The 17,217-nt window shown below is 53.9% G+C and carries 13 protein-coding genes and 1 pseudogene; 3 read left to right on the top strand and 11 right to left on the bottom strand.

Annotation, left to right across the window (positions count from 1 at the left end):
• Positions 1–22: 22 nt before the first annotated feature.
• From BR04_RS13720 to BR04_RS13685, 8 genes are all read right to left on the bottom strand, one after another.
• On the bottom strand, positions 23–253 hold the full coding sequence (locus BR04_RS13720; RefSeq protein WP_496356591.1) for a thioredoxin family protein: 231 nt from the start codon (positions 251–253) through the stop codon (positions 23–25).
• A 73-nt stretch (positions 254–326) separates the two neighbouring features.
• Positions 327–1,499: a permease gene (locus BR04_RS13715; RefSeq protein WP_496356590.1), complete on the bottom strand. Its 1,173-nt coding sequence runs from the start codon at positions 1,497–1,499 to the stop codon at positions 327–329.
• Positions 1,500–1,571: 72 nt separating this feature from the next.
• Positions 1,572–1,916 (bottom strand): ArsR/SmtB family transcription factor, encoded by a 345-nt coding sequence (locus BR04_RS13710; protein WP_496356589.1) that lies wholly within the window; start codon positions 1,914–1,916, stop codon positions 1,572–1,574.
• A gap of 200 nt (positions 1,917–2,116) precedes the next feature.
• On the bottom strand, positions 2,117–3,448 hold the full coding sequence (locus BR04_RS13705) for a sigma-54-dependent transcriptional regulator (RefSeq protein WP_496356588.1): 1,332 nt from the start codon (positions 3,446–3,448) through the stop codon (positions 2,117–2,119).
• A 5-nt stretch (positions 3,449–3,453) separates the two neighbouring features.
• A complete protein-coding gene (locus BR04_RS13700; protein WP_496356587.1) occupies positions 3,454–4,425 on the bottom strand; it encodes a cation diffusion facilitator family transporter in 972 nt (323 codons plus the stop codon).
• Positions 4,426–4,719: 294 nt separating this feature from the next.
• Positions 4,720–5,286: a hypothetical protein gene (locus BR04_RS13695; RefSeq protein WP_496356586.1), complete on the bottom strand. Its 567-nt coding sequence runs from the start codon at positions 5,284–5,286 to the stop codon at positions 4,720–4,722.
• A 192-nt stretch (positions 5,287–5,478) separates the two neighbouring features.
• Entirely contained in the window at positions 5,479–7,101 is a 1,623-nt protein-coding gene (locus BR04_RS13690) for a sensor histidine kinase (protein WP_496356585.1), read from the bottom strand.
• Positions 7,098–7,523: a hypothetical protein gene (locus BR04_RS13685; protein ID WP_496356584.1), complete on the bottom strand. Its 426-nt coding sequence runs from the start codon at positions 7,521–7,523 to the stop codon at positions 7,098–7,100. The genes BR04_RS13690 and BR04_RS13685 overlap by 4 nt, the downstream gene beginning before the upstream one ends.
• On the opposite strand from BR04_RS13685, the gene BR04_RS13680 reads away from it, so the two are divergent.
• On the top strand, positions 7,523–7,954 hold the full coding sequence (locus BR04_RS13680) for a hypothetical protein (protein WP_496356583.1): 432 nt from the start codon (positions 7,523–7,525) through the stop codon (positions 7,952–7,954). The two genes, BR04_RS13685 and BR04_RS13680, sit on opposite strands and share 1 nt — an antisense overlap.
• Positions 7,955–8,322: 368 nt before the next feature.
• On the opposite strand, the gene BR04_RS13675 is transcribed toward BR04_RS13680, so the two are convergent.
• A complete protein-coding gene (locus tag BR04_RS13675; protein WP_496356582.1) occupies positions 8,323–11,382 on the bottom strand; it encodes a hypothetical protein in 3,060 nt (1,019 codons plus the stop codon).
• A gap of 560 nt (positions 11,383–11,942) precedes the next feature.
• Here BR04_RS13675 and BR04_RS13670 point away from each other — a divergent pair.
• Together BR04_RS13670 and BR04_RS13665 are read left to right on the top strand one after the other, a co-directional pair.
• On the top strand, positions 11,943–14,636 hold the full coding sequence (locus BR04_RS13670) for an FHA domain-containing protein (RefSeq protein WP_496356581.1): 2,694 nt from the start codon (positions 11,943–11,945) through the stop codon (positions 14,634–14,636).
• Positions 14,637–14,770: 134 nt separating this feature from the next.
• Entirely contained in the window at positions 14,771–16,435 is a 1,665-nt protein-coding gene (locus BR04_RS13665) for a protein kinase domain-containing protein (RefSeq protein ID WP_496356580.1), read from the top strand.
• A 174-nt stretch (positions 16,436–16,609) separates the two neighbouring features.
• Here the strand turns inward: BR04_RS13665 and BR04_RS13660 are convergent, their stop codons facing one another.
• Both BR04_RS13660 and BR04_RS13655 read right to left on the bottom strand, forming a co-directional pair.
• Positions 16,610–16,867: a hypothetical protein gene (locus BR04_RS13660; protein ID WP_496356579.1), complete on the bottom strand. Its 258-nt coding sequence runs from the start codon at positions 16,865–16,867 to the stop codon at positions 16,610–16,612.
• Positions 16,868–16,970: 103 nt separating this feature from the next.
• Positions 16,971–17,217 (bottom strand): annotated as a pseudogene (locus tag BR04_RS13655) (IS1634 family transposase); the annotation flags it as partial.

The raw sequence follows: 17,217 nt of genomic DNA, 5'->3' as shown, positions 1-17,217 counted from the left end.
AAGAATCCCTTCCCCTGTCCGTTCAGCGAAGCCAGCCCATCACCTCTTCCTTTTTGGGAACCTTCCCCACCATTTTCACGTCTCCGTTGATGATGATGGCGGGGGTGCCAAAGACTCCGTACCCTGCGATTTTCAGAAGATCCGATACCTTTTCAACGGAAGCCTCAACGCCGGCTTCGGCGACGGCTTCCTTCACCACCTTTTCCGCCTGTGTACATTTGGGACATCCTGGCCCCAGAACCTTGATTTCCATGTTTGCTTCTCCTTTTTCAGGATGGGGACGGGGCTGCCCGGATCGTTTTCCGGCAGTTTCCCGTCAGATTTCTTTACACGAAAAAACTGCCATAGAACATTCCGGCAGCGGTGGACATGACAATGACAAGAAGGCTGAAGACAGCGGTTTTTTTAATGCCGATGACACCGGAAATCACGATCATGTTGGGCAGGGAGAGGGCCGGGCCCGCCAGAAGCAGGGCCAGCGCCGGGCCCTGGCCCATGCCTGCGCCCACCAGCCCCTGGAGGATGGGGATTTCCGTTAAGGTGGCAAAATACATGAGGGCACCCGCAAGGGAGGCAAAGAAGTTGGCGAAAAGGGAGTTGCCGCCCACAAGCTCTGCGATCCAGGATTCGGGGATAAGGGCCGGATGACCGGGACGGCCCAGAAGAAAACCCGCCACCAGCACACCGGCCGCAAGGAGGGGGGAAATCTGCTTCACAAAATCCCAGGTGGAGGCCACCCAGGCCTTTCTTTCCTCCTGAACAAACCAGGCTCTCAGCATGAGGCCCAGCACGCCAAGGAGAAGGGCGGTGACATACCACTTGATTCCGAAGAGAAACTGCCAGATGGCGGACTCCCCTTCGCCGGGCCGGGCAAAGGCGGCAAAGACAAGGATCAGCACCATGACCAGCATGAAGCCTGCGTCCTGCCAGAGGCTTCTGCCCGGATTCTCTTCATCCGGAAGATAGAACTGGCCTGCGGTGCGGGCGGCGTCGTCCTTTCTGAAGATGAAGGCCATCAGAAGACCGATGATAAGCGCAAAGGACACCGCCCCGATGGCGCGGGCAAGGCCCATCTGCCAGCCCAGCACCCGGGCCGTCAGCACAATGGCCAGCACGTTGATGGCGGGGCCGGAGTAGAGAAAGGCCGTTGCCGGCCCAATACCCGCTCCCCGCATGTAAATACCCGCAAAAAGGGGCAGCACCGTGCAGGAACAGACGGCGAGAATGGCGCCGGACACCGAGGCCACGGAGTAGGCCAGCACCTTTTTGGCCTGAGCGCCGAAATATTTCAGGACGGAAGCCTGGGAGACAAAAACCGCAATGGCTCCTGCGATGAAAAAGGCGGGGATGAGGCAGGTGAGCACATGCTCCCTTGCGTAGTCCTGAAGCATGAGAAAGGCTTCCAGACCGGACTGCCGCGTGAGGGGGTGGGCCCAGGGAATGAAATAGGCCCCGGCAAAAAGCCCGATGATCCATAAAAATTTGCTTCTTTCCTGCATGGGATTCTCCTTATGCCATAACGGATGGGAAGTGCTGTCCGTCATCAGGGCGGGCAGGCGGGTACGCTTTGTTCATGTTTTCCGGATGCGGTCTCTGTGGATCTCCGGAAGACGGGCGCGCATTTCGGCTACGGCCTTGTCTTCATTGAGCCAGTGCGGCATCTGGGCAAGGAGGCTTTGGGCATAGGGGTTTTCCCCTTCCGGAGCCAGGGTGTAGTTCACCCAGGAGCCGTCCTTTTCCCAGGACACAAGACCTGCCTCTTCCAGTATTTTTAGGTGTTTGCTGACCGTGGACTGGGCAAGCCCCGTGGCTTCCTGAAGTTCGCAGACGCAGAGCCTGCGGTCTTCCAGGGCTTTGAGCATTTTGAGCCGTCCCGGATCGGAGAGGGCCTTCATGACTTTGATCAGGGGTTTCATTGTTTATCCTCCATCATATCGACATATGGCAATATGTTCCTGTGTGGAGATTCTGTCAATGGAAAAGTTGGGGGGATATTGGAAAAAAACGGGGGAAGAGACCGGCAGCGCAGGATGTCTGCCGCCTTTTTCCGGGAAGAAAGACGCAGGGGGGCATGGGAGATCCGGAAGGTCTGCGGGACAAAGAAAGAAAAGGGCATTCAGCCGTTTTTTTGCAGGCCAAATTTTTTCATCTTGTACCGCAGTACCCGCTCGCTGATGCCAAGGCTTTCTGCAGCACGGGTCTGTACCCAGCCGGAGGCCTCCAGGGCTTCCGTGAGCATTTCCCGTTCCATGGCTTCCAGCCGTTCTTCCAGTGCGCCTTTTTGTTCGGAAGCCTGAAAACGCACCTCATGGGGCAGATCCTGGGGGCGAATGAGGCTGCCGCGCACCAGGGTGACAATTCTCTGGATCATGTGTTCCAGTTCCCGGACATTGCCGGGAAAGCTGTATTTGATGAGGGTGGCCATGGCATCCGGGTGAAAGCTGATGGGCCGGAGACCATAGCGTTCGAGAAAAAAAGCGCAGAGTTCGGGAATATCTTCCCGGCGCTGGCGCAGGGGCGGGATCTTGAGTTCCAGCACATTGAGGCGATAGTAGAGGTCTTCCCGGAACCGGCCCTGGAGTACCATGTCTTTCAGATCGCGGTTGGTGGCGGCCAGTACCCGGACATCAATGGCAAGATCCGTTTCCGCCCCCACACGGGTTAGTCTGTTTTCCTGAAGGGTACGCAGGAGCTTGGCCTGAAGCGCAAGCGGAAGTTCTCCCACCTCGTCAAGAAAAAGGGTGCCCTTATCCGCCAGCTCAAAGCGGCCCCTGCGTCTGGAAACGGCACCGGTGAAGGCACCCTTTTCATGGCCGAAAATTTCGGATTCAAAGAGATTTTCCGGGATGGCAGCGCAGTTCACCTCAATAAAGGGGGCCTCCCGTCTGGGGCTGAGCATGTGTACGAGCCGGGCGATCCGCTCTTTTCCCGTGCCCGTTTCCCCGGAAATGAGGGCGGTCCAAGAGGTGGGAGCAATGCGGCCGACCATGGAAAGGAGGGCCTGCATGGGAGGGCTCTGACCGATGAGGGTCAGGGGAAGGGGGGCTGAGGCGGCCATGTCGCTGACTTCTCCGGACTCCTCCTCAATGAGGAGGTTTTCTTCAAGCTTCTGGATTTTTTCCAGGAGAGCCATGAGATCCACGGGTTTTTCAAGGAAATCGTCCGCTCCCAGTTTCATGACGCGGACAGCGGTATCCACGGAGGCATGGGCCGTGATCATGATGCTGCGAACCGTGGGGTTCAGGGTTTTGATTTCCCGGAGCAGGGTATCGCCCGTCATGCCCGGCATCCGCTGATCGAGAAGAACCAGCTGAAAGGCCTTTTCCTGAAAAAGCCGGAGGGCGGAGGGGCCGTCTTCGGCTCCAGCCACGGTATATCCCTGATTTTCAAGAAAGCCTCTGAGCATGTCCCGCTGAAGCGCCTCATCATCCACAAGCAGTATTCGCATGGCGTTTATTCCCCGGAGTGGTTGGAAAAAGGTTGGGTACGGGCGGTTTTGTTTTTCTGGAAAGGCAGGGAAATATTGTTTTTGCTTGCTGGTGCAGCCTGTTCTTTTTGAGGTTCAATATGGATGATGACTTCTTTTAAGCCGAAATTTTGATTGATGAGGTTTTTGTGTACTTCCTCAGCAATGTCATGTGCTTTTTTTATTGTTAAATACTGATCAACGACAAGGTGCATATCTGCGAGTATTTCTGTTCCTAAAAATCGGGTTCGAATATTATGAACATCCAGAACTTCTGGATGTTTAAGCGTATACATTGATATTTTTTGATGGATTTCAGGTGAAGCCGCGGTATCCATGATTTCCTTTATCGGAGACCAAAGGATCTTGATGGATGCATGCAGTACAAAAATGGCTACAATAAGAGCACCTATGCTATCGACAAAAAACAGGGAAGGAAAAATAATGGCTGTAGAAACAGCAAAAAAGGCTGGTATAGAACTTAATGCATCAATGCGGTGATGCCATGCATTGGCTATCATTGCGGGGCTTTTGACGGTAAGGCCTACTTTGTATGTCCACCGATAAAGGGCTTCTTTGGTAAAAATAGAAATAACAGCAGCATAGGCAGCCATTGGGAGCGGCTCACACCGGATTCCTGCAATGAGTTTCTGGATAGCATCAATTCCAATACCAATGGCTGCGGCAATGAGAAGTCCTCCAATTGTAAGTGTAACCAGTGTTTCAATTCTTTGGTGTCCATAGGGGTGCTCTGAATCAGGAGGTTTTGACCAAAGTCCTGCACCTATAATGAGAACAATATCCGTAATAGCATCCGTTGCGGAATGGAGAGCATCCGCAGTGAGTGCATCGCTGTTGCCCCACCAGCCAGCAGCATATTTGATTGCCACAAGAAAGAAATTTATCAAAAGACCAACGAAAGTTACATAGCGTATTGTATCCGTTTTTTCTGATTCCATTGTTGCCTTTTAGCAAATTTATGGGTTTTGATTTAAAGGATTACTACTCTTCTTCAGCCATCGATCCCACGCTTCAGCGTAGGATCGATGGATTTCATGCTGTAAGGGTAAATCCTGCGCCTGCTCTCCTACTCAGGGAAAATGTATGGAGGCAGAGGTAACACCTGAGACGGTATGGCTGAGTCAGGGGAGTAATGAGATTGATTTATGATAAAAAAAATATACTCATATTGGAAATAATTATAATTTAAATTGAGTGTATTTCTTTTATTTTAAAGATTTTATAAGTATATATTAATCAATAATTATGTGTCCAGTAACAAGTATGAATAGTATCAGGCTGCACAATATTTTGCTTGTGTGTATTTTATAAGTAAAATTTCTGTAACTGGATGATAATAGTTTGAATTTTATTGATATGCCAGTTAATACCATTAGGCCGACAGCCAGGAGACTGATATCTGGCAGTATGCTGGAATCACAAGATGACAGCATAAAGTGAATGAAAGCTGATAATACTCCGATTGTATTCAAAACGTAGTGGGCAGGCATCAGATATTTTGAATTTGTTTTATTGAGATATTTTATTGTTTCTTGGTTTGACTTTGATAGAAAATTCTGTTTGCGGATTGTTTTTGTAAATATTTGAAATAGAATTGGGATATTTGCTAAAAAGAACAGCCATGCCGCAATTTCACCACTTGATTCATTGCCATGATCTTTTTTTAGCGTCTGAGAGTATTTTTTTATATTTTTATGTTTGGAATCGCTATCGGCACAAGCAGGTAAGGCAGAAAACACTATAAAAGCTGTCAGAACAACAATAAAGGTTATGACTATTTTTTCTTTGTGGTTGTACATTATGATCTCCCATATGAAAAATAATTATTTTAGGTTAGAATTTTTAAAAACATAAAAAATCAATAATTTATGCATGTAAAATTTGATATCTAAAAAGAAGCATGTATATCATTGGATTTGTACCAGTTTGATATTTTTTGAAAAAAAGTTTTTACTTTATCATGTAAAAGTATCCTCCTTTTAAGAATTTCATCATCTACAAGCAGTATTCGCATGGTGGTCACCTTCCGGAGGGGAGGAAAAGGATTCGCTGAGGGCGGATTTTTTTTTCTGGAAAGGCAGGGGAAGACAGACCCTGACCCCCAGCCAGCCGGGACGGGACTGACGAAGATCCAGATGACCGTCATGGGCACGGAGAATCCGAACGGCAATGGAGAGCCCGAGGCCGGAGCCATGGGTTTTGGTGGTCACATAGGGGGCAAGGAGGGTTTCCAGGCCTTCCGGTGGCAGGATCAGGCCGGGATTCTCAAACCAGAGCTCGATCTGCGTTTCATTCGGGCGGGTACCTATATGCAGAACGCCGCCTTCAGCCTGGGCTTCAATGGCATTTTTAAGCAGATTTTCAAAAACTTCCGTCATGAGATCCGCATCCATCTCCACCATGCAGGGAGAGGGGAGGGCAGCGTGGATGCGGATGTTTTTCTCAGCGCAGAGAGGCCGGTACAGCACGAGAAGGGTATCGAGAAGGGCGCTAAGATCGGTGAGAACCCTCCGGGGCGCAAGGGGGCTTGCGTAGCGTTTCAGTTCCGCCACAATGGTATCGGTTCTGCGGACAGCTTCGCCCATGGCATCCAGAAGGGCATGATCCCGGGGCTGCAATCCTCCGGATTCCAGTCTGAGGCGCTGAATGCCCATGCTGATGGCGTTGAGGGGATTGCGGATTTCATGGGTAATGGCGGCGGATGCCCGCCCCAGAGCGGCGTGTTCCTTTTCTGCGGCCAGCTCCTGTTCATAGCGGAGGGCTTCCCGGACACGGGCTTCGTGAAAACGCTTGAGCAGCCATGAAAAGAGACCTCCCAGTCCCACGATGACCACGGTAAAGGCCCAGAACTCCAGCCCGAGCTGGCGGATGCGTCTGGAAAAGGGGGTCGCCGTCATTCCCACCAGAAGCACATGACCTTCCATGGGCATACGGGCATGGGCAATGCGCTCTTCCCCTTCCCCTTCAAAGGTGACGTGAACGGGAAGATCCGCAGCGGAGGGTTCGTGAGGGACGGTGACTCTGGGTTCCATGCGGATATACCGGATGCCGCTGAGACGGGAGATCCCTTCCATCAGGTTTTCCAGCCCCATACGGTATCCCAGGACTGCCAGCCGGTGATCTTCCAGTGCCACCTGGATGCAGGGGCTGCCGTTTTCTCCGGGGAGGGCCATCATATACAGATGGTGCTGTTCCAGATGAAACAGGCCGCTTTTCCGGCAGCTTTTTTCGGAAAGGGGATACCAGCCTTCCGGGCCTTCGGACAGACTTCCGTCTCGCTCAATGCGGATTCCCTTCAGTCCGGCTTCCCGCGCAAAGGCGGCCAGTTCCATGTTGGAAAAGGGTTCCACCCCATCCAGAAAGTCCACAAAGCGGGCAGTGTTGCCGAGGAAGGTGGTGAGAATCTCTTCCATGACTTTTTGGGACAGGATGGCACGATCCGCATTCATCCGGATGGCCAGGGCCACCATTTCCACATGTTCCTGCACATGGGTGGAAAAGGTTCGGGAGGCCTGACGGAGCTGCCAGTAATAATAGGAAAGGGCGATGAGAATGAGGATGGCGATGACAAGAAGATTGGCCTTCCAGACTGCGCCCATAGGGGGATGTTTCATCGTCGTCCTCCGCCTCCATGGGAGCCTCTGCCCTCATGGGAGCCTCTGCCCATTCCCCGGCCCCGTCCGATTCTGGAGCGGACGCCTGTGGGATCTTCGCCTGTATGGAAGCCGTTGTTGTGTACCTGCCCGAACCCCACATGGGTGGCCGTGAAATGGCGGGGATCGCTTTCTGAAAAATTTCCCCAGATCCGGACGATATCACCGGGGAGGAGGGATGGGGGGGAGGAGTCCCGGTCATAGGCGATGGTGATCTCTTCTTCCTGGGTTCCGCCGGACATCGTCTCCAGCCGGAGTTCTCCCCGGTCCCGGTTGACGGAGAGCACCCTTCCGAACAGGGTCTTTTCTTCGCAGAAAGCTTCTGAAGCCAGAAGACCTGTCAGGCTGCTAAGGAGTATGAGAACCCATAGAATGTGCCGCATTGAATCCCTTTCTTCCCGCAGGAGACTGTTTTCCATGGAGACGGAGGGGGAAATGGCAATGGCGGCTGGCCTGTGTCCGGAAAACGGATGCGTGCAGGGTGACGCTGAAGGTCACCCTGCGGTTTCAGCAGAAATCAGGAGTTGACACAGGTACCGGCCTGTCCCCGTGGGCCTGTGCCGTCTTTGGGCCCATTGCCCCCATTGCCCGTGCCATCGCCAGGCCCGTTACCGCCTCTGCCCGTGCCATCGCCAGATCCATTGCCGCCCCTGCCCGTACCATCGCCAGATCCATTGCCGCCCCTGCCCGTGCCATCGCCAGATCCATTGCCGCCTCTGCCCGCACCGTCACCAGATCCATCGCCCTGTCCACCGTTTCCCCTGCCCCCGTTGCCTTTTCCGCCTTTGGCAATCAGCCATTGGCCTGTTTCTGAAAGACCGTCCTGGGCGAAAGGACTTTTGTGGAGAACCGTACCGCTGAAGGCCGGCTGTGTTTTCAGGGAAGAGGTGTGCATCTCAAGGGATGGGCCTGCCCATACGCTGCCGGTCATAACGCCAATGGCCAGACCTGTCATGCTGATTTTTACCACTGTCGGGATTTTCATGTCGATCTCCTTGATGAAAGAGGGTTGGGGTATCGGATACGGCTACCTGCCCCTTTATCTTATCAAAGAACGTGCCATAATGATTTTCAGTAAATTCAATGATTTTTTACGCTTTTTTCAGCCCTGTTCGACAATCAGCGTTGAAGCTCGACAATTTGGTCGAGACGGAAGTCCGGCAGAAGGGCGGCAGGACAGGATTATGGGGGCGGATCCGGAACTTCCTTTGTTCGCAGAGAAAGGGAAGCCTCCGGAATCCAGCGTCTCAGGGTTTCAAGGTAGCCCTTGTAATGGGCCAGATAAAAGGAAAGACCGGGGCCGAAGTTTTTTCCCAGAAGTCCGTTGATGAGCAGGGTACTCACATGTTTTTCTTCTTCGAGAACCAGATGGCAGGCGTAGAAGATGCGTCTTTCATCGCTGGACATCCGGTCGATGCGCTGCCTGAGGGTTACCTGTGCCCTGGGCTGGTACATGAAAAAATAGAGAAGATCCAGGGCATTGATGGCCACCATGGTGGAAAGTCCGGATTCCGGGTGGGTTTCCGGGAGGGAACGGTTATCGGAATCGGCCAGCAGGGCGAGAATCTGGGAGTGGGGAAAGGCCAGTTCAAGATTCATGCAGGTATCAAAAATCTGCCGCATTTTTTTCCGGTAATCCTGGCTGCGCAGACCGAGGTTGTGGAAACGGTCGGCGAGTCCTTCAATGATGCCCGCCACCGTATCCGACGCGGCCTTGGAAATGACCGCAGCCCATTTTTGCAGAATGGCGTCCACCTGGATATGGCCAGCACCGGTAAGAAGCTGACCGCAGATGGCACTGAAGAAAATGGCCACGGGAATGGAGAGGAGACTTCGGAAAAAATTCCCGATGACAGCGGCCCTGGGCAGCCCCCGGAAAAAACTGTGGGTGGAAAGATAGACGCCGTTGGCCAGGGCCATGAAGGCGTAGAGGGCGACGGGATTGCTTGCGGTGGTGATGCCCAGGGCCTGATCCAGAATACGGGTTTTTACCACATAATCGAGGAGGGGAACGGAAAAGCCCGTAAAAAGAAGGGAGTCCGCCACCCGGCCCCAGCGGACATGGTCGTGCCATTTGAGAAGGGGGGAACGGCGGATTCCCCCGCCGCCCAGCACGGATTGCAGGATATTGCGAAGTCCTGTGATGGCAAACCAGATCACAGCACCGAAATAGGCGAGAAGCCACCAGTCTTTGGTAAGGGCGAAGGTGAGGAAGGCCGGGATAAAGCCAAGGAGCACCTTCAGTCCCTGGCTGAGTTCCGTGTTGAGGTAGCTTGCCCGATGAAAGCGGAAGGGGCTTGTATGCAGGGGCGATGAGGTTTTTGACGCGCCCTTTGCCGGATTCAGGGTGCCGCCCAGGGTGATGACATTGCCCCTGGGTTCCAGACGGACGGCATCTTTTTTGATAACGAATTCGGATACGGCTCTGTGGGTAATGGGACGGAGAAGGCGCACATAGCGGAGCCGGTAGAGAAGGGGCGCCAGCCGCTGGAGGGGAGGTTTTTCGGGAATCCAGGTGGTACGGGGCCGTACGGGAATGCGGATACCCGGTCTGTGGTGGTGTTTGCCCATCTTCCGGTCCAGATACCGGCGTGTGCGCAGGGGGAGGGTATCCCGGAGGACAAGCCCCATGCCATAGGAGCGGGGAGAGTTGCCGGTGGAGTCTGTTCCGATCCGGGTTTTCAAGGGCCGTTTGCGGTAAGGGGCCACCAGACGATCCAGTTGAAAAATGAGTTCCTCCAGGCTTTGGCCCTGTTCCTTTGCCGCCTGCTCCGGTGAGTTTTCTAAGGTATCACAGCAGTCCAGCAGCATACGTTTGAGGACAATGATGTTGCCCTGATTGAGGGCCAGCTGAAAGGCGTTGATGTCCTTGTAGGCTCCCGCCCTGCCCAGGGCCTGATCCTTGAGATTGTAGATTTCAAGGTGGGAAATGCGGCCTTCTGAGCGGAAAAGCAGCTCGGCCACATCGGCTACCTTCAGGTGCTTGAGGTTGAGGGTGAGGGTGAAGGAGGGATGGAGGGCGGCAAGGTCTGCCATCAGGATTTCAGCGGGTCGCGTGAGCAGTTCGGGAACATCTTCTCCCTGGGGCGGGAGCGTCTCTTCGTCTTTGGACGAAAAAAAACGGAGTTCAATGGATTCCGGAGTCAGCTCCTCAAGGGCTGTCCGGAGTTTCCGGGCCTGTTCTTCCAGGAGGTCTTTTTGATCCGGATCCGGGGCATCAGGGGGATTGTTTTCCGCAAGGGCACTGCGGATGGCTCCGGTGAGGAGGAGATGCAGATAGGCCGAGAGGTGGAGAAGGGCAGGCTGCCCCGATCCCACCATTGCGAGAAAGTCGTCCTTTCTGGCAGCGGGGATGGAAATGCCCAGCAGGTTTTCCAGCTCCGGTCTCTGGACGGTGTTGAAGGTGGCAAGGCGTTTCAGCACCTCGTCTGCCATGTAGCGGGAAACGCTGCGGGCCTTGTCCATGAAGGCTTCCACCCTGGGAAGGCTGAAGAAGCGGGCCATGGCTTCCACTGTGTCCAGACCGGAGGGTGTCCAGATGAAATGCACCATGCGGTTGCGAAAAGGGACGCTGTATTCAATGCCGATGCTGGCCTTGATGCCCATGATGGCGGCAGCGCTCATGAGTTCGGAGATGGCCTGGGGCGGAATGTGGTTGTAGTAGATCACCCGGATTTCCCGGATTCCCTTGATCCAGGCGTCCATGATGAGGTGGGAGGGGCTTTTCCGGCCCTTGGTGTTGGCGTCGTGGACATGGTCATCAAAGCTGATCTGGTTCCACTCTTCGGGCATTTCGAGCAGGTGGTAATGGTGCAGCAGCCTGCGGATGACCCTGGGTTTTCCAGCAGCAGCCCGTCTGAAATCATGGGCCAGGGTGAGCTGGCGAAGGGTATCGCCTTCGCTGCGGATCAGTTCTTTCATGAGCTGGAGCATCACCCTTGCCGTGTTGTTACGCAGGCCGCTTTCCGTGGAACTCATAACCTCTTCCACCAGAGCCTGGAGGGCGGTGAGCCGGTCTTCCACCCGGCCCGCATCCAGACTGTCCAGAAGATGCACCGTGGCATAGGCCATGCGCAGTTCGCGGGGGGCGGCCATTTCCTTGATGCCCCGGGGGTGGAGATAGGGGCCGATACGCTGACGCAGGTATTTGCGTTCCTTTTTTCGGGTGCGGATGTCCTGGACAATTTCGAGAAGGTGGTGATCCGCAGGATCAAACAAAAGTTTCTGCCATTTTTTTCCCATGATGCCTCCTTTGCTCACAGACAGAAAAAACCAAAATCAAAAAGCAAAAAATATGCCTCATATGGGAAAGTCTTGAAATCAGGGGGGCGTGTCGGTTTCTGCTGCTTTGGGTTCAGGAAAGAGGGCGTTTCCTTTTATGGAGTGTAAGAAAAACGGACAGGAAAGTCCTTTTTTTTCTGACTCAGCCATGCGCCCATCGTTCCCACGCTCCAGCGTGGGAATGCATCTTGAGACGCTCCAGCGTCTTGAATCCCGGAACACTGCCATGGCCCAAAAGCCTGTAGGACGTTCAGAAACCGGACACTCCCCATGTTTGGGTCTGGATCGTACCTGTGCTTTGCCAATACCTGGTTCCCGGAGAAGGAATTCCCGAGGATACTGGCCCTGGGCGCAGGAGCACCCGGTAGTGCGTTTTTACACTGGAGCACGGGAACGCTGACTGAAGAAAAAGGGGAAGCAGATGCGTCTTTGCTCTCTTGACATTTGGGGGATATCTGGCAAGAACGGATGACATCAAAAATCAGAAAACTTTACGCCATGATGCGCATGAAAGGGAAATCATGATTTTAAAGAGCAGCCTTCACCGGCATCATGATCTTGTCCTGAAAGAAGGAACCCAGATCCTTGGCCGTTCTCCGGAAAACCCCCTTGTGGTGGCGTTTCCCCATGTGTCGCGGACACATGCCAGAATCACCGTTTCTGGCGAAATGGTGCTTGTGGAGGATCTCGAGTCTAAAAACCGTACTTTTGTGAATGGCAGGGCCCTTTTGCCCCACAGCCCAAGAGCCGTGCATTTGGGGGATACCCTGTCTTTCGGTGCTGCGGAATCCTCCTTCATCCTTGTCCGGGAAACCCCGCAGGAAAGGGAGAGAGAACCTCTTTTTTCCGCTTCCGGAGAAAAGGGGCCTGAGATCCGGCTGGGCAGGGCGAGAACCAATGAAATTGTGGTGGAGTCATCCGTGGTGTCTTCCCTGCATCTTGTTTTCAGGAAAGGAGAGGATGGCTTCTGGTACGGGGAGGATCAGGGCAGTTCCAACGGCACCTTCCTCCAGACCCGTGACAACAAGGTGACCCGGTTCCGTCTGGAGCCGCAGCAGGTACTTTACCTTGGCACCTACAAGCTGCCTTCCGAAAGAATTCTCCAGTTTCTGGAGGCAGCACAGAAAAAAAAGCCGGAGCGTATCCGGGCAGATGCGGATGTGCAGATTCTGGGCCGTGATCCTGAGGCGGACATCGTCATTTCCCATCCCTCCGTCTCCTGGCACCATGCAAGGCTTTCCAGGCAGGCCCAAGGCTATCTTTTGGAGGATCTGGGTTCCAGCAACGGCACTTATGTGAATGGAAACCAGATTTCTGCTCCCACCCTTCTCCGGGATGGGGATGAAATTCTTCTGGGCTTTTATGCCTTTGTGCTGGAAGCGGCGACTGCCGGTAAAAGCGTTCTGATGAAAAAAGAGACCCTGGACGGCTTTATCCTGGAAGCCAGAGAGGTCGGCAGAACCACAGCCAACGGATTTTGTGTTCTGGACGCCATCAGCCTTGCCGTAAACCCCGGAGAACTTGTGGGGCTGATGGGCCTTTCCGGAGCGGGAAAAACCAGTCTTCTCAAGGTTCTCAATGGTTACGACAGGCCCACGGAAGGCCGTGTCTTCATCAATGGAATGGATCTGCATGAGCATTACCCTATGTTTCGCACAATCATCGGCTATGTGCCCCAGGACGACATCGTGCATCCCGAGCTTACGGTGCAGGAAGCCCTTGAATACTATGCGGGCCTGAGGCTGCCCGCCGACATCCGGCCCGAAGAAATCAGAGACCGTATTCAGAGCGTTCTCCATAAGCTGGGCCTTTCCGATGTGGCCCATGTCGTCATCGGTTCTCCGGATACGGAAAAGGGCATCAGCGGCGGGCAGCGCAAGCGGGTGAACCTTGCCATGGAGCTTCTGGCGGATCCGGCCATCCTCTTTCTCGATGAGCCGACCTCCGGCCTCTCCGCAGTGGACGCCCTGAAGGTCATGGAGCTTCTGCGGCATCTCGCAGATCAGGGAAAAACCATCCTCCTTACCATCCACCAGCCCAGCCTGGAGACCTACCGGCTCATGGACAACCAGATTGTCCTTTCTTACGGGAAACTGGCCTATTACGGCCCCGGTTATCCGGATTCCATCCGTTTTTTCAATCCGGGTACTGAACATCCGGATCTGCCTGCAAGTCCGGACAGGGCACTTATGGGCCTGCACGCTGGCGAAGCCAGGGAGGAAGGCCGGGAGCGCAGCGAAAAGGGGCGCTACTGGCAGCAGCGGTACAGAGAGTCGAAGTTGTATCAGACCTATGTGGCGAAGCGGCGGCGAAAGGCCCAGGAACTGAAGAGTGATGAGATCCGCCTGTCCGGTCTGCGCCAGTTCGGGATTCTGTGCCGGCGGGCCATGAAGGTGAAGCAGAAAGACAGGGCGGGAACCCTGCTGCTCCTGATCCAGGCTCCGGTCATCGCCTTTCTGGTGGCCATGCTTTTTTCAAGGGAGGCTTACTGGGGGACAGAATGTTTTCCCGGCATGGCCCCCACCCTGTTTTTTGTGCTGGCCATTGCTGCGGTGTGGTGCGGCAATATCAACGCTTCGCGGGAGATTGTGGCGGAAAGGGCCATTTATGAGCGGGAACGCAGGGTCGGTCTGCATATCTGGGCCTATGTGGCCTCAAAATTTTCTGTGCTGTCCCTGCTCTGTCTGGTGCAGAGTTTTTCGCTTCTGCTGGTGGTCTGGCTCTTTACGCCCTTTTGTCTGGAGCTGGGATCCGGCATACTGCTTTTTTTCATCCTTCTGTTGATGAGTTCCCTTGCGGGTCTCAGCCTTGGACTTCTGATCTCCGCACTTTCGAAAACCCAGGCCCAGGCTCTGGCCATTATTCCTTTGGTGCTGCTGCCCATGATTCTTTTTGGCGGCGGGATTATCAGTGTTAAGCAGATGCGGGAGAACCCCAACCCTCTTTCCCTTGCCGCAGCCCAGCTTACGCCCACCCGCTGGGCCGTGGAAGGCATGACCGCCGTGTTTATGGCGAAAAACGATCCGGAACACTATTGCAGGGGAAAATACCCTTCCGCCCCGGCTCCCGCCCTTTCCCGCTGTGTGCTGATGCAGGATTTCATGGCCAGGGATTACGGAAACCACCATGCCTCCATGAGCCTGATTTTCGGAATGCTTTTTCTGCTGATTCTTCTGCCCCTTGCCGGGGTCTGGCAGAAGCTGAAAGGGGTCTGACCGATTTAAAAAACGGGCCTCATTCTGCACATTTTCTTTGTGCAGCGGGCAGGGATTGGGTACAAACACATCCTGCATCCCATGTGTCGGGCTTCTGCCCATGATTTCGGTTCAGGTAATGGAAAGGAAACAGAATGGAAAGCGAAGAGCGCCAGGACGCCTTGCCCGCGGGAACCCTGCTGCATGGCTACCGGGTGGAAAAGGTGCTGGGAGAAGGGGCCTTTGGTATCACCTACCGTGTGCGGCACAGCCATCTTGAGAGCCAGCATGTACTCAAGGAATATTTTCCGGATTCCGGGGTGCGGGATCCGGGAACCCGGCACGTCAGCGTTCGCAGTCAGGGGCAGAAGGAGCTGTTTCAGTGGGGCCTTACGAGTTTTTTCAAGGAGGCAAAGCTTCTTCATGGCCTGAGCCATCCCAATATCGTGAAGGTGACCGACCTTTTCGAGGCCAATGGTACGGCCTGTTTCGTTATGCCCTGGATTGAGGGCAAAACCCTCCATGACTGGATGAAGGAGAACCCGAAGCCCGGCCAGAAAGCGCTGGAATCCATCTTCATTCCCCTGCTGGAGGGTCTCAAATACATCCATGAAAGGGGGATTCTGCACCGGGACATCAAGCCGGAGAACATTCTTCTGGCCTCCAGGGGAATGCCGGTTCTGATTGACTTTGGCGCGGCCCGTCAGGCCATCGGTATGAAAAGCCGGGTGCTCACCCAGGTGCTCACCCCCCATTTCGCCCCCATCGAGCAGTACGGCAGCAAGGGGAATTTCACGGCCAGCCTCGATCTCTACAGCCTTTCGGCCTGTATGTACCAGGGCATCACAGGGGGGCTTCCCGATGTGGCCACAGACCGCGTGCCCGAGGATACCCTGAAACCCCTTCAGGGCGCTGTGTTTGAAAAGCGGTATACGCCCGCCTTTCTTGCCGCCATTGATAAGGGGCTTTCCGTCTATGCCAGGGACCGTCATGACGATGCCTTTTCCATGCAGAAAGCCCTTCTGGGGATGGATGCGGGCAGGGAAGAGGATGATGAAGATTTTGATGATGCGCCGTTGCCGCCTGTTCATAAAGAAGAGGAAAGACGGGAAAAGGCCGGGAAGAACCATGGGGCAGGGGTGCATCCGAAAAGGGAGGAGAAGGTGACTGCCTCCGGTCACCAGGCTTCCGTACCTCAGAAAATGCCTGCTGGCAGGTGGGAAGCGCCGCCGTCTATAGCCGCATGGGAGAAGGCGTCAAAGGGGAGGAAGATTTTCTGGCTTTTGGGGATTGTGGGGCTGGTTTGGGGCAGTTGGGCACTTGTTTATCCGTATTTTACGGATTCGCCGTGGCGGAATCCTGAAGCCGGAGATTACCGGGACAACGGCGACGGTACGGTAACGGATACAAAGACCGGCCTGCAATGGATGCGTTGTTCTTTAGGCCAGAGCTGGAACGGCAGTACCTGCACAGGGAATGCGAGAAACTATACCTGGGAGGATGCCCTGGCAGCGGGTAGAACCCATCGTTTTGTAGGAAAGTCGGACTGGCGTGTGCCCACCATCGAAGAACTGGACACTCTGGTGGTTTGCAGTTCCGGGAAACGCAGTGGAAAAAGCGGTTCTTGCAGGGGGGATTACCGGAAGCCTGCCCTTTATGCCGAGATCTTTCCCAATACCCCGGCAAGCTGGTTTTGGTCTTCCTCGCCCGCTGCCTACTCCAGTTACAATGGGTGGTACCTCCATTTCGGCAACGGCGCTGTCTACTACAACGGCAAGGGTGACGCCCCCCAGGTGCGTCTTGTGCGCGGCGGACAGTGATTTTTGCCTTTTTGGCGTGGCCTGTGAAGCTGTAACCTGAGGATTTTCAATTTCCCCATCGTTCCCACGCTCCAGCGTGGGAATGCATCTGAAGACGCTCCAGCGTCTTAACCCCATGGAAGCTGTCAGGCTGAAAGGAGTCAGTCCCCTTTCAGCTTAATCTTTGCCAGATTGTTAATTTGTTCTTGCAATGATGATACCGTAAAAAGCGTCATTGTTGTCCATTTCATAGGCTGATACACTGATCTTAAAATTTCCTGACGATTTCGGACTTACCTGAACCATGGCGATATTTTCAGAGTCATCATCCTTTCCGACAACATTGTTGTTTTCATCCAAGACTTTCAGATCGATATCCTGAACTCTTTCCTCATCTCCTATGGCAACGATGATGTATGAATTTTCCGACTTTAAGGTATAAGTCTGGCTCATCTTCTACAGTCCAATTTTAATAATCCAATGAATTCAATGCGATAAAAAGCAATAACAAACCTTTGGCACCACCTGTTATCCTGTTTTCCCAAAACGCTCTTTTTTATGTTTCGCAAATTGCCTGTGGCATGGCCACACCAACAGCCTTGAATATTTTTCCACATACGCCATGACTTCTTGTACGAAGTGCAAGTCTTCGACCATTATCTTCCACAATAACTCTTTGCAGAGACTCAAGGTCATTGCGGATGGTTGCCCATTCAAAGTGATGACCAGCGGCTTCAAGTCTCATGGCGAGCTCTTTGCGGAGTAAAAGAGCAAGAAAACTGCAAAAGACATGACCTCGTATG

It is taken from the genome of Desulfobotulus sapovorans DSM 2055 (genome assembly GCF_059569355.1).
This window is presented reverse-complemented; position numbering and strand designations above follow the sequence as displayed.

Bases quoted from the DNA above. Each gene is read 5' to 3' on its own strand.
- BR04_RS13720 (WP_496356591.1), bottom strand. From the start codon at position 253: ATGGAAATCAAGGTTCTGGGGCCAGGATGTCCCAAATGTACACAGGCG.
- BR04_RS13715 (WP_496356590.1), bottom strand. From the start codon at position 1,499: ATGCAGGAAAGAAGCAAATTTTTATGGATCATCGGGCTTTTTGCCGGG.
- BR04_RS13710 (WP_496356589.1), bottom strand. From the start codon at position 1,916: ATGAAACCCCTGATCAAAGTCATGAAGGCCCTCTCCGATCCGGGACGG.
- BR04_RS13705 (WP_496356588.1), bottom strand. From the start codon at position 3,448: ATGCGAATACTGCTTGTGGATGATGAGGCGCTTCAGCGGGACATGCTC.
- BR04_RS13700 (WP_496356587.1), bottom strand. From the start codon at position 4,425: ATGGAATCAGAAAAAACGGATACAATACGCTATGTAACTTTCGTTGGT.
- BR04_RS13695 (WP_496356586.1), bottom strand. From the start codon at position 5,286: ATGTACAACCACAAAGAAAAAATAGTCATAACCTTTATTGTTGTTCTG.
- BR04_RS13690 (WP_496356585.1), bottom strand. From the start codon at position 7,101: ATGAAACATCCCCCTATGGGCGCAGTCTGGAAGGCCAATCTTCTTGTC.
- BR04_RS13685 (WP_496356584.1), bottom strand. From the start codon at position 7,523: ATGCGGCACATTCTATGGGTTCTCATACTCCTTAGCAGCCTGACAGGT.
- BR04_RS13675 (WP_496356582.1), bottom strand. From the start codon at position 11,382: ATGGGAAAAAAATGGCAGAAACTTTTGTTTGATCCTGCGGATCACCAC.
- BR04_RS13670 (WP_496356581.1), top strand. From the start codon at position 11,943: ATGATTTTAAAGAGCAGCCTTCACCGGCATCATGATCTTGTCCTGAAA.
- BR04_RS13665 (WP_496356580.1), top strand. From the start codon at position 14,771: ATGGAAAGCGAAGAGCGCCAGGACGCCTTGCCCGCGGGAACCCTGCTG.
- BR04_RS13660 (WP_496356579.1), bottom strand. From the start codon at position 16,867: ATGAGCCAGACTTATACCTTAAAGTCGGAAAATTCATACATCATCGTT.